This window comes from Salmonella sp. A29-2 (assembly GCF_020150755.1).
GTDB lineage: Bacteria > Pseudomonadota > Gammaproteobacteria > Enterobacterales > Enterobacteriaceae > Salmonella > Salmonella enterica.
In genome coordinates this window covers 4,006,545-4,018,810 of sequence record NZ_CP083731.1, presented here as the reverse complement: position 1 = coordinate 4,018,810, position 12,266 = coordinate 4,006,545, and the positions used below count along the sequence as shown (strand labels likewise).

General features: G+C 48.4%; 10 protein-coding genes. 8 read left to right on the top strand and 2 right to left on the bottom strand.

Features of this window, described 5'->3' with window-relative positions; genetic code table 11:
• The first annotated feature begins 57 nt into the window (after positions 1–57).
• The 3 genes from dnaJ to K8W53_RS19595 all read left to right on the top strand — a co-directional run bounded on the left by dnaJ (position 58) and on the right by K8W53_RS19595 (position 2,896).
• Entirely contained in the window at positions 58–1,197 is a 1,140-nt protein-coding gene (gene dnaJ, locus K8W53_RS19605; RefSeq protein WP_001119009.1) for a molecular chaperone DnaJ, read from the top strand.
• Positions 1,198–1,477: 280 nt separating this feature from the next.
• Positions 1,478–2,425, top strand: coding sequence for a LysR family transcriptional regulator (locus K8W53_RS19600; RefSeq protein ID WP_000534911.1), 948 nt, complete (start codon positions 1,478–1,480; stop codon positions 2,423–2,425).
• A 126-nt stretch (positions 2,426–2,551) separates the two neighbouring features.
• Positions 2,552–2,896: a phage holin family protein gene (locus K8W53_RS19595; protein ID WP_000026889.1), complete on the top strand. Its 345-nt coding sequence runs from the start codon at positions 2,552–2,554 to the stop codon at positions 2,894–2,896.
• 60 nt (positions 2,897–2,956) lie between these two features.
• On the opposite strand, the gene K8W53_RS19590 is transcribed toward K8W53_RS19595, so the two are convergent.
• Both K8W53_RS19590 and K8W53_RS19585 read right to left on the bottom strand, forming a co-directional pair.
• A complete protein-coding gene (locus K8W53_RS19590) occupies positions 2,957–3,490 on the bottom strand; it encodes a glycoside hydrolase family 108 protein (RefSeq protein WP_001068132.1) in 534 nt (177 codons plus the stop codon).
• 16 nt (positions 3,491–3,506) lie between these two features.
• Positions 3,507–3,950 (bottom strand): winged helix-turn-helix domain-containing protein, encoded by a 444-nt coding sequence (locus K8W53_RS19585; protein ID WP_000860681.1) that lies wholly within the window; start codon positions 3,948–3,950, stop codon positions 3,507–3,509.
• A gap of 380 nt (positions 3,951–4,330) precedes the next feature.
• Between K8W53_RS19585 and K8W53_RS19580 the strand changes: the two genes are divergently transcribed.
• From K8W53_RS19580 to bcfB, 5 genes are all read left to right on the top strand, one after another.
• On the top strand, positions 4,331–6,430 hold the full coding sequence (locus K8W53_RS19580) for a glycosyl hydrolase family 18 protein (RefSeq protein ID WP_023224131.1): 2,100 nt from the start codon (positions 4,331–4,333) through the stop codon (positions 6,428–6,430).
• 92 nt (positions 6,431–6,522) lie between these two features.
• Positions 6,523–9,519: a hypothetical protein gene (locus K8W53_RS19575; protein WP_052939527.1), complete on the top strand. Its 2,997-nt coding sequence runs from the start codon at positions 6,523–6,525 to the stop codon at positions 9,517–9,519.
• Between the two features lie 280 nt (positions 9,520–9,799).
• Positions 9,800–10,504 (top strand): winged helix-turn-helix transcriptional regulator, encoded by a 705-nt coding sequence (locus K8W53_RS19570; RefSeq protein WP_000738619.1) that lies wholly within the window; start codon positions 9,800–9,802, stop codon positions 10,502–10,504.
• A gap of 429 nt (positions 10,505–10,933) precedes the next feature.
• The gene (locus tag K8W53_RS19565) at positions 10,934–11,476 is read left to right on the top strand and encodes a fimbrial protein BcfA (protein WP_000743357.1); all 543 of its coding nucleotides are present in this window, start codon (positions 10,934–10,936) and stop codon (positions 11,474–11,476) included.
• A 100-nt stretch (positions 11,477–11,576) separates the two neighbouring features.
• Complete coding sequence (gene bcfB, locus K8W53_RS19560; protein WP_000739906.1) at positions 11,577–12,263, top strand: fimbrial biogenesis chaperone BcfB; 687 nt, start codon at positions 11,577–11,579, stop codon at positions 12,261–12,263.
• Positions 12,264–12,266: the final 3 nt, after the last annotated feature.

Here is a 12,266-nt window from a genome sequence, read left to right as displayed (position 1 = left end):
CGGGCGAAGAGGTTTCCTCTCCGCCCGTGCATGCATGTTAAGGGCAGATAAAAAGAGATGGCGAAAAGAGATTACTACGAGATTTTAGGCGTTTCCAAAACAGCGGAAGAGCGTGAAATCAAAAAGGCGTATAAGCGCCTGGCCATGAAATATCATCCGGACCGCAATCAGGGTGATAAAGAGGCCGAAGCTAAATTTAAAGAGATTAAAGAAGCCTATGAAGTGCTGACCGATGCGCAAAAACGCGCAGCCTACGATCAGTATGGTCACGCCGCGTTTGAACAAGGCGGTATGGGCGGCGGATTTGGCGGCGGCTTTAATGGCGGCGCTGATTTCAGTGATATCTTTGGTGACGTTTTTGGCGATATCTTTGGCGGCGGGCGTGGTCGCCAACGTGCGGCGCGTGGGGCTGATTTGCGTTATAACATGGATCTCACCCTGGAAGAAGCGGTGCGTGGCGTGACCAAAGAGATCCGTATTCCGACGCTGGAGGAGTGCGACGTTTGCCACGGCAGCGGCGCGAAAGCTGGCACGCAACCGCAAACCTGTCCGACCTGTCATGGTTCTGGTCAGGTACAGATGCGCCAGGGATTCTTTGCTGTACAGCAGACCTGCCCACACTGTCAGGGACGCGGTACGCTGATCAAAGATCCGTGCCATAAATGTCACGGTCATGGGCGTGTTGAAAAGAGTAAAACTCTGTCCGTTAAAATCCCGGCGGGCGTGGATACCGGCGATCGTATTCGTCTGGCAGGCGAGGGCGAAGCGGGCGAGCATGGCGCACCGGCAGGCGACTTGTACGTTCAGGTCCAGGTGAAACAACACCCTATTTTCGAGCGTGAAGGCAATAATCTTTATTGCGAAGTGCCGATCAACTTTGCGATGGCGGCGCTGGGCGGTGAAATTGAAGTGCCGACGTTAGATGGTCGCGTGATGCTGAAAGTACCGAGCGAAACACAAACGGGCAAGCTGTTCCGTATGCGCGGCAAAGGCGTGAAGTCCGTACGTGGTGGCGCGCAGGGCGATTTGCTGTGCCGTGTGGTGGTTGAAACGCCGGTCGGTCTGAGCGAAAAACAGAAGCAATTGCTAAAAGATCTTCAGGAAAGTTTTGGCGGCCCGACGGGAGAGAAAAACAGCCCGCGTTCAAAAAGCTTCTTTGACGGCGTGAAAAAATTCTTTGACGATTTGACTCGCTAATCTTTTTCCCGTTGTATTTTTCTTCAGCCCGGGTGTATATCCGGGCTTTTTTCTGCCTGTACGCGCCCAGGCTTCTGTTAAACGCATCGTATCCTCTCATTTGTTGATATTTTGTTTTTACTGATAAACAAATTGATGTTAATCAGCAGGTTTGTATACGCTTATTCTTTAAAAAAACGTGATGTGATGACATTAATGATTGCTTTTTTAGATGCTGTGAATTGATTTATCTTGAGTATTATCTATATTGCTTTTTTTAGTTTCCGGAGGCAGACAGCGAATGGGATCGAAAGGTGCCAACAAGAGCTTTGATTATAATTTAATCAAAATTCTTGACGCTGTTATTTTGTCAGGAAATGCGGCTATGGCGGCAAAAAAGTTAGGCATTACACCGGCTGCCGTTTCTCTGGCGTTAAAGCGCCTGCAGAGTTATTACCCGGAAGAACTGTTTAGCAGAGGGAAAGGCGGGCTCATCCCCACAGCTAAGGCTGTCGACATTCACCAAAATTTCAGTCAGGTGATGAAACTGGTGGATGACACATTTCTCTGTAATAGTAAAAAAGATGAAGCGTTCCAGATAACGTTATTAGGCAGTGATATTGTTGAAAGCTATTATCTTTCTCAGCTCTATAACAGCGATATATTTGACCGTATTTTGATAAATCATTTCACTGTCAGAAATATGAGTCGGGAGCATATCAGCGAACTTCTGTTTACTGCGCAAGGCGATCTGTTGATTAGTGCCGAACCTTTGCTGGAGTCCGGCATAGAGAATCAAATTATTGATAGTTTTAAATCATTTGTTTGTATCTGTAGCAGTAAACACATGCTGAGTACCCTCTCACAACTGTCGCTACATCATTTTTATTCTTCGCGTCATGCGTTATATCAGCCGGGGATGGGGGCTTCAGTGATATATCATGATAGTGAATTATTTAAGGATGAGCTTTACTATACTGGCAGGCGTATTGTCGGCTATCGCAGTGATTCGCTTAACGGTTTGATGAGCATGATCGAACGAACCTCATTGATTGCATTGATGCCTTTGAAATTAGCGCTTTTTTATAAAAATCATCGTAAATATGACATTAAATTTATTCAGCCTCCGCCCGAACTGGCTTTGAAGTCAGTTCAGGTCTATGCATCCTGGAATAAAAATAGTAGAAATATATCGACGATTAATGAGATGGTAAGTATGTTACAAACGCTTTCCTCCTTCCGTCGCTAATACACCTCATTTTTACGCTTTGATTTAATATGGTTTTAAATGATGTGCTTTGATTTTTACCCTTCTGACAGGGCGCTTACACTCCTTGTGTTAATTATTCATTTATAATGATTTCGGAGTGTTAAAATGTCTATTCCCAACCATGTGTCGACAACGGAAGTTGTGCTATTGGAGCTAGAGATCTTACTCACTATTATTTCGATTGGCGCGTGGGGAGGCTTTGTCAGCTATCTTTTACGCAAAGATAAGACAGAATATAATAGTTCTCATGAAAGTATTAAATATTGCTTAACGCAGATCGTGATTTCCTGCTTCACCAGTTTCTTGTTAAGCGCGATTGCAATCGAAAAAGAATGCAGTTTCAACATTGTTCTGTTGGCGGCAGGCTTAGGCGGTGTTTTCGCGAGTCCGATCTTAAAAATTCTTGGGCGGCGGATTAAAAAAATTATCGAAGGAAATAATTCAGATTAATTATCATTCGCAGTATCAGGCTCATCCGTGAGCCTTTTACGCGTCTTTTTTCAGCCGGGTCTAGGTCACTCTATTCTTGATCCAGCCATAAATAAATTGTTCGTTATTGTGGTTTTTCTCAGCAACGTTTAAGTAGTACGTGCCCTGACTGCAATTGAGGGCTTTCACCAAAACGGCTTCCCCTTCCTGGCCTCGCCAGGCCAAATAATGTTCGAGAGCGGCAAGCGTCCGCGGGCCAATATTGCCATCCACATGAATATCCGGGTAGCGTTTACCTTCGTGATTAAAGACGTTCAACCAGCGTTGCAGCCACGCGCTGGGGTGGTAAGCGCCTATGTTGACTGCCGCATCGCACAGCTCGAAGGAGACTGGCCACGATAGCGTCGAGATGACGTCAAAGCCTGGTTTTATCCAGTAATCCTCTTCGAGAATCGCATAGGCTTCAGCGTGGGTCAGATCCCGCATATCGCCAGCATAGCCATGCGCTCGCGCCGTGGCTTCGGTAATGCCCCAATGGGTGGCGCCGCCTTTATCTTTAGGGTTAAATACGTAACCGCCTTCAAGCGCAATAATTCCATCTATAATTGGATTCATCTTCCCTTTCCTTCGCTTAGTGAATATGCAGATACATGAGAGAACCTAACGTTACTGAAAATACGGTCGTCAGGGCGGCGATGGTTTGCCGTACAATCTGTTTTTTTCTTCCCTTTGTTTCGCTATCCGTCGCGATAATGGCGATATCACTATTCACTTTGAGACCTTGTCTTGGAATGGTAATAAAAAGATCGTTAATACCAAGCGCTTTAAGGTCACGTCTGATTAAATAGAGAATCTGCGTTAGATTTGCATCATTAACATAGTGGCTTCGACTTCCCCATAACGCAGTGGTTATTTTTTGTCGCTCGATAATCTCCAGATGAGCATTCTCGATGATGAAACTGAGGCATTTGGCTCTCATCGCAGTCATTTTAATAACCTGTGAATTTGAGACCGTCCTCAGTTCATATTTACCTTCATTGTAAATGCAGTTGCTATTAATGATATAAGTTTTCATAACGTCTTCCTTTAGAAATGTACATCCTGGTTGTCTGTGGTGACTATATTGTATGAGAAATGTCTTAATCCAATAAATGTCACTGGTTTTATTGTATTGTCATTGTCTATAGCGAGTGTAATCACATTATTTCATTGAAATTAAATGATATTTAATTACATGATAAATGATATTTACTATGCTCTCACCAGAACGGACTAAGCGGGCGCTGAGAGATGTTGTTTTCTCTTCGACAGACGGTGTTGTTAACCTCATTTTTATGATTTTTATATCATCTAAAAAGATGATGTTTTGTGATTAGCTATTTTTTATGCCTGTAACGATTATGGACCCCGCAGAACGAGCTGCGACAATTTTGAAACGTAAAAGGAAATTTGAAAATGGCTACAAGCAAACTGATTCAAGGCGATACAATTACTGAAACTACTCATGCAGCGAATGGTTTTGACCCTGCAACAAGCGATGATAAAATAAGCTATACTTCCGCTCGTGTTGCGAAACCGGTATACAATAAATATAAAAATTCCACGACTAAACCGAAGGTATTCGGTTATTACACCGACTGGTCACAGTATGACAGCCGTCTGCAAGGCAATATGTCCGAACCAGGCCGTGGTTATGATTTAACCAACGTTTCACCGACGGCTTATGACAAACTGATTTTCGGCTTTGTTGGCATCACCGGTTTCAGAAAAATTGATAAAGAAGACCGCGACGTCGTAGCAGAAGCGGCAGCACAGTGCGGCAAAGTGAAATATGAACCGACCTTCCTCGATCCGTGGGGCGATTTCCAGTCTTATATCAACCTGGGTTTTGAAACCAGCGGCTGGGATGTTGATCCGAAAACCGTGACCCAGGCTAACGCCAAAGGTATGCTGGGCGCGCTGCGTGATATGCAAGCAAAAGCGAAAGCCGCAGGTCACACGCTGGCGCTCTCCATGAGTATCGGCGGCTGGAGCATGAGTAACGGGTTCCACGAAACCGCCGCTTCTGACTCTTCTCGTAAAACTTTCGCCAAAGGCGTGGTGAAACTGTTCAAACAGTTCCCGATGTTCAGCGAAGTGGATATTGACTGGGAATACCCGAACGATGAAGGGGCGGGCAACCCGTTTGGTCCGGAAGATGGCGCTAACTACGCGCTGCTGATTGCCGAACTGCGTAAACAGCTGGATTCCGCGGGTCTGAGCAATGTGAAAATCTCTATTGCCGCTTCTGCTGTCACTACTATTTTTGACTATGCGAAAGTAAAAGATCTGATGGCTGCCGGCCTGTATGGCATCAACCTGATGACCTATGACTTCTTCGGTACGCCGTGGGCGGAAACGCTGGGCCACCACACTAACCGCAAAGCGCTGGAAGAGGGCGGCTGGGCTGTCGAAACTATCGTTGATCACCTGCTGGCGGAAGGTTTCTCCGCTGACCGTATCAACATCGGTTATGCCGGCTATACCCGTAACGCTCGTCAGGTAGAAATTGAATCCCTGTCGCCGCTGAAAGGTTCTTACAACCCAGGTTCTGGCGTTACTACCGGTTCCTTCGAATCCGGCACCAGCGAATGGTATGACGTCATTTATAGCTACCTGGATCTGGAAAACCAGAAAGGCCGTAACGGTTTCAACGTTTACACCGACCAGGTCGCTGACGCTGACTACCTGTATAGCCCGGAATCCAAACTGTTTTTATCCCTGGATACGCCGCGTACCGTCAAAGCAAAAGGCGAATATGCAGCGAAACTGGGCCTGGGCGGCGTGTTTACCTGGACTATCGATCAGGACAACGGCGTGCTGGTTAACGCCGTGCGTGAAGGTCTGGGTTATGAAATCGAATCTGAAGTTATCGATATGGAACCGTTCTACTTTGAAGGTATCAATGTAGAAAAAGATGAAGAGCAGAGCGACAGCGACGACGCGCAGAAGGTCAATCACGCGCCGAAAGCGGCGATTGAACTGCTGGTCGTAGGCGGATCTACGGTACAGCTGTCTGGCGCAGGTTCTTCTGATGAAGATAACGATGAGCTGTCCTTTAGCTGGGGCGTGCCTTCTCAAATCGATGTGGCAGACAAAACGGCTGAAATCATTGAGGTTGTGGTACCGGAAGTTAGCGAAAAAACAGCCTTCCAGTTCACCCTGTTTGTACGCGACTGCTACAACGAACCGTCCTCTCAACAGCGCTTTGTTCTGACGGCTGTGCCTGCGCTATCTCAGGTTCAACCGGAACCGGAAGAGGAAGAAGAGATTATCGTTCCTGTACCGGACGAGGAAGAAGATACCACGCCGGCTGAGGATGATACGTCAGCAGATGACAAAACGTCACCTTACGCGCAGTGGGATGCTTCTACCGTTTATGGCGCAAACTGGGGTTCTTTCGAAATCGTTAGCTGGAAAGGCCATAACTATCAGGTGAAATGGTGGTCTATGGGCGACCAGCCTGACCTGAACTGCGGTGTCGGCGGTGCATGGACCGATCTTGGCGCTTACTAATACACGGCATTAAGCACGATGTATTGGGCTTCATGATTCAAGCCCCGGTTTACCGGGGCTTTTCTCCACCAGGGACAGAGGAAGAGCAGACCATGACCATTTCCATTCACGCCAGCGCATTTGACGTCAACAGCTGGTATCAAAAAATCACCTTAACCTTTATCAATGAGAGCGGTAATCCGGTCGATATGAACCATGCCGCAATATCATTCACGGCTTCCGGGCACATCGATCCATGGGGAAATAGCGGCGGTACGCTCAAAGGGAACCTGCCGCTTACGCTGAATGAGAGTTCGTATGGCACGCTGGAAACTAACAACATCATCATTAATAACAGCGATGCATTACTTCTTCAGCCGGGCGAACGCGGGACGCTCTCTTTCAGCCTCGCGGCGACGCAGGTGCCGGTAAAAATGTCCGCCATCACCTTGACGCTGGCGTCATCGTCATCCGAAGACACAGAGTCTGAAACCCCATCCGATCAGGAGACGCCAGCGATACCCGCCGCAGACGAACAACCCGCCGAACCCGATGTGCCGGAAAAGGACAATGACCTTCAGGAACGCGGCCTTACGCTTAACGTTAGCGAGTTGAATACCGCGAGTTGGTATCAACGCGTCACCTTTACGCTGACCAACCTCTACGCTCAGGCGGTAGATCTCAATCAGCTTCAACTGAATTTTACGGCCAGCGCGCACCCCGATCCCTACAGTCCGTTTCAGGGAACAATGCTGGGGAATCAGGCCGTGACGCTGGCCAGCGATGGGGGATGGCCCATCGAGAAGAATACCATCACCATTAATCATGACGGCGCGCTGATGCTGGCGGCGGGGGATACCGCCGAATTACAGTGCTATCTGGCTGCCACGCAGATGCCAGTTGCCATCAGCGATTTGAGCGCGACGTTGGCCCATGACCCTGCCCGTCAGGGAAAAATTTGCGTTCATTTTCCTGCCATGACGCAGACCGTGGCGCTCAAACCGGCGATTGAGCTGCTGTTTCCTGCCGGCGAAACCCGGCGCTTTGTCGGTGAGTGGGGAGAGGTTCTGACAATAAGCGATCTTAGCGCAGGAACGTATCGGCTTACCGTACCGGTACTGGCGAATGATGAGATGCAAATCGCGCCAGTCGAGTCCTCTTTTACCGTTACGCTGCAATCCGGCGGTGCCGCCGCGCAGGTCCAGGTATCCTGTCTGCCAATTGTCCGTTATGCCAGCGCGCGTCTGATGATTGACGCCCCTGCGCTTGGTCATGCGAAATTGACCGTTGATATCGCCGATACTACGCAAGCGGATGAGCGTACCGTCACGCTGATCGCCAACCAACCGCAGTTAATCACCCGGCTACTGGCGGGGCATCATTATACGGTCAATCTGCAGCCTGCGATGATTAATAACCGCTTTATATCGGCACCCATACAGCTTACGGGGTTTATCCCTGCTGCGGCGCAGGTTGCCGAGGTTGCTGTCGCTTACCAACAGTCAGCGCTCGACACGGCGAGTTTCGTGACGGTGGATGCCACTATACTGGGTCTGCCCGATGGCGTCGCGCCGCAGCGTTATCTGTTCAGCAGCGGTAAATATCAATACTCATTAATGCTGGAGAGCGGCAGCGATCGGCAGACGTTGGCATTACGCTTTGCGCCCGGGCTGTATGATGTTCAGACGGACGATATTTTCATCGACAGCGTGCCGTGGCGTTGTGAACAGGCCGGGCCGCTACGGTTGTTGCAAAAGGTCAACCATGTGGCGCTGGAGTTTCTGCCCGGCGTGACGCTACAGGTAAAAGGTTGGCCTGATTACCTTGCTCATGGCGGCGTGACGGTTAACGCGCCAGAGACGGTTTCTCTTTATCGCGATATACCGTTTAGCGCGTTGTTTAAATACGATGGTTTTGACGGCGGCGGCGATCCGGTTCCGGCCGCGGAGGTTGACGTGAACGGGGATGGTTTTCTGGATTACGCGACGTTACCGATCCATAAAACCGTTGCGCTGGTGCGCCAGATAGAAAAAGAAGCCGGGCGTAGCATCATGCCGGTAATGGTCATTTATACCGCGAATGCCAGCGGCGGTAGCGCGCTGGCGGATTTACAGGATGCGCAAAAGCTACGTAACCATTTTGGTAACTTTATTACCCAGTGTCTGGCGGCGCAGTCATACAAAGATGAGACGCATCCTGTCCCGGCCACCTTTGTGCTTAACCCGGATTTTCTCGGGGCGCTACAGCAAGGACCGTATGGCTATACCGTAGTACGGCAAAAAAACAGTGTGCCGGTGAATGCCCAACTGGCGGCGGCGATACAAGCATTACCGGCGATGGCTGGCTTTATCGCGCCTTCGTTGCCGACGTTTAGCGACGATCTCTACGGCTATATTCAGGCGGTGAACTATCTTGTTCGTCAGTTTGCCCCGGATGTGGCTTTTGGCTGGCAGACGAATGTCTGGGCGACAGGAACGGCGGACTGGGTGCTGCGCGATACCGCTGATCCGGTAGCTGAAGGGCAGGCGATCGCCGGATTTATTCATGAACTGGGCGTTTACAGCGGAGAATATGCGCCGGACTTTATTGCGTTTGATAAATTTGAGCGTGACTGTTTCAGTCCTGATGCGCTTGCCCACTATGGCTGGAATGCGACATGCTGGCTTAATTACCTGGCGATGGTCAAACAGGTGACGAAAGTGCTGCTGACGCCCGCCATGCTGTGGCAAATCCCAGGCGGCCATATGCCTACAGTAGAAGAGGGCGTCAGTAAAATCAGCGCTGCGCACTTTGCATCCGGCGGAACCTTTTTTATGGGGGACGCCCGCATTGGCAGCGATCCTGACACGCTCTCTTTGCAGCTACTCAATACGGCCTTAAATAGCGCGACTTACGGCGTCCCGACCGTCGGCGACTTTTTACGTAAAGATAAAGGGTATGACTGGGGCCAGATGCAGGCGCTGAACCTACCGGACTTTAACGTCTTTTCGATCTTATGGGGCGGTGGTTCTACTATCAGTATTACGACAATCCATTCTAACGGTGAAGACGGCGGCTGGCTGGCGGATAAAATGGTAGAGTATTATGCTGCTCCACGCTATTTCAGATAATATCACTGCTTATTTGCATTAATCTGGACTATTAGTTTGAGATTCGAAGGCGTGCTCTTTCGAATCTCTTTTCTTGCGCCCCCTGACCTCTCATTCTTTATGCGTAATTCGTTATTAATTTTCTGTAATCATTTTGTATTAAGAATTGTCTTAATCTTAAAAATATTGCGTATTAGTGCGTTGTGAATACAGAAATACTGCATAGTGATGTTATTTATTATTAATTTAAGTACTTTTTGAGAGGTTATACTGTGGCGCTACATTGAGTAGACAACCGTTAATGAAAAAAATGATGAACGACGCTTTTGCTAAAGATAATAATGAGAATTCATTACACTCTTTTCTTTTTTCTCAGCAGGCTAAACCTCACGCGGCGATTGATGCCTTATTTTCGGCCTTGTTGCCATTTGGCCAACCGTTTACGCTGGGTATCGGCGATGAGTTTTATTTACAGGCAAATGATGAACACTACATTGTATTACTGGAGTCTGGCGTTGTTTCTTTCTGTCATAATGACAAACGACTCCATATATCTTCATCGTTTGCGCCATCGGTCGTGGGTATGGTTGACAGCTATGGCGCTACCTATAATGTCCCCGCGCGACCGGAACACTTTTTGCTCGCAGAAACGGTTTGTACCGGTAGATTTGTTCGCCTGCCGGATTTTATAAAAATCGCAGATGAATGCGATTTGTGGCACGACGTGGCCCGTTGTCTGGCTTACCGTCTGATGGTGATGAGCGCGCGCGATCGTGAATTAGTCGGCGTCGATTCTTATCTGAAAGTTCGGGCGCTGCTGACTGAAATCTGGGCTTATCCACAGGCCTACCGGGAAAGCATTATCGTGTTGAATTTTATTCAACGGCGTACCGGGATATCGCGCAGTCGGACCATGAAGATTCTGTCTGAACTAAAAAAAGGCGGGTATATTCATATTGATAATGGGCGGCTGACGGCGCTCGGAAAACTGCCAGTGGCGTATTAATGTACTATACGCAACGATATATTTACATATCTCGACTGAATTTGCCTGTTATCGTTAATAAAATGTTTTATTGAAGGTTGTTATGAAGGCTATTTTTAAAAAGTCAATACGGCTAAAGGAGATAGGCCGAACGACTGGTGTAAAGTTAATATAAAACAATAAGTTATGCCTGGTCCTATAAAACCAAATGTCGATGATTGCAACTTGCCGTTGGCTTGCTAATAATTAATAACATCGTTATCTCATTATAACGTAAAGATTAACTCACGACGTTGAGTGGCTGTTTTATTGCTTCTGACATTTATATCAGAACAAGAAGACACTTTTTTTCGCATAAGAAAAAGTCGTGATATTGCTGTGAAGAAATATCAGCAGCCGTTTCGTTAAAAAATCTGATTACCCTCATTTTTATATTTAAAAGGAGCTTGAATGAAAAAGCCTGTACTAGCATTAATGGTCTCTGCAATTGCCTTTGGCGGAATGTTGTCCACCGCGCAAGCGGATACTACAACCGTCACTGGCGGTACGGTAAATTTTGTCGGACAGGTCGTTGACGCCGCCTGTTCTGTTTCCGCTGACTCTGTCGATCAGACCGTGACATTAGGCCAGGTGCGCGCCAGTAAATTAACCGAGGCCGGTATGGTGGCGAATCAAAAAGAAGATTTCACCATTAAACTGGAAGACTGCGATACTCAGACCAGCCAGAATGCGGCGGTGATTTTTAATGGTCAACAGGACGCAAACCAGCCGGGGTCGCTGGCGAATACCGCTGGGGCAGGTTCGGCGACGAATGTGGCATTACAACTTTATGGACCAGATGGCCAGGCGCTGAATATCGGTGAATCGTCCAGTACTGTTACCTTGAACGATGGCGAAAACGTTATTCCGCTTAGCGTGGATTATATCGCTACCGGTACGGCGACTGCCGGTAATGTTACCGCGACGGCGACATTTAGCATGGTTTATTCCTGATTCCTTATCGGGATTTTTTTCTCGTCTGTTGGGAGGCGAGAAAGGGGCGTTACGCGCGTCACTGCGCGTAACAAACCGACGGCATCAGGATATTACGCAGATGAAAAAAAACTTACCGATTTTCCTTCGATTATTGCTACTGCTGTCGGCGGCCGGCCTGTCGTTTGCCGCGCAGGCGGGAGGCATTGCGCTGGGCGCGACCAGGGTGATTTATCCGCAGGGAAGTAAGCAAACCTCCTTGCCGATTATTAATTCTTCTGCCAGCAATGTTTTTTTAATTCAGTCATGGGTCGCCAATGCCGATGGTTCACGCTCGACGGACTTTATCATTACGCCGCCTCTCTTTGTGATCCAGCCTAAAAAAGAAAATATATTACGTATTATGTATGTCGGGCCGTCATTACCGACCGATCGCGAAAGCGTATTTTATTTAAACAGTAAAGCGATACCCTCTGTCGATAAAAATAAATTGACCGGCAACTCCCTGCAAATTGCGACGCAAAGCGTGATTAAGCTATTTATTCGCCCGAAAAATCTGGCGGAGGCGCCAGCTCATGCCCCGTCGACGCTTCGCTGCCGTAACGAGCGCGGCCAGCTAACGATTACTAACCCTTCGCCGTACTACGTTTCGATGGTTGAACTGTACAGCGCGGGGAAAAAACTGCCGAATACTATGGTACCGCCGAAAGGCGCGATCACTCTCCCGGCGACGCCCGGCCAGGTATCTTTGCGCACGGTAAACGATTTTGGCGCAACGACGCCAGCACGCGTTTGTCCAGCTTCATGATGT

Coding starts and splice junctions, on each gene's coding strand:
- dnaJ (WP_001119009.1), top strand. CDS start 58: ATGGCGAAAAGAGATTACTACGAGATTTTAGGCGTTTCCAAAACAGCG.
- K8W53_RS19600 (WP_000534911.1), top strand. CDS start 1,478: ATGGGATCGAAAGGTGCCAACAAGAGCTTTGATTATAATTTAATCAAA.
- K8W53_RS19595 (WP_000026889.1), top strand. CDS start 2,552: ATGTCTATTCCCAACCATGTGTCGACAACGGAAGTTGTGCTATTGGAG.
- K8W53_RS19590 (WP_001068132.1), bottom strand. CDS start 3,490: ATGAATCCAATTATAGATGGAATTATTGCGCTTGAAGGCGGTTACGTA.
- K8W53_RS19585 (WP_000860681.1), bottom strand. CDS start 3,950: ATGAAAACTTATATCATTAATAGCAACTGCATTTACAATGAAGGTAAA.
- K8W53_RS19580 (WP_023224131.1), top strand. CDS start 4,331: ATGGCTACAAGCAAACTGATTCAAGGCGATACAATTACTGAAACTACT.
- K8W53_RS19575 (WP_052939527.1), top strand. CDS start 6,523: ATGACCATTTCCATTCACGCCAGCGCATTTGACGTCAACAGCTGGTAT.
- K8W53_RS19570 (WP_000738619.1), top strand. CDS start 9,800: ATGAAAAAAATGATGAACGACGCTTTTGCTAAAGATAATAATGAGAAT.
- K8W53_RS19565 (WP_000743357.1), top strand. CDS start 10,934: ATGAAAAAGCCTGTACTAGCATTAATGGTCTCTGCAATTGCCTTTGGC.
- bcfB (WP_000739906.1), top strand. CDS start 11,577: ATGAAAAAAAACTTACCGATTTTCCTTCGATTATTGCTACTGCTGTCG.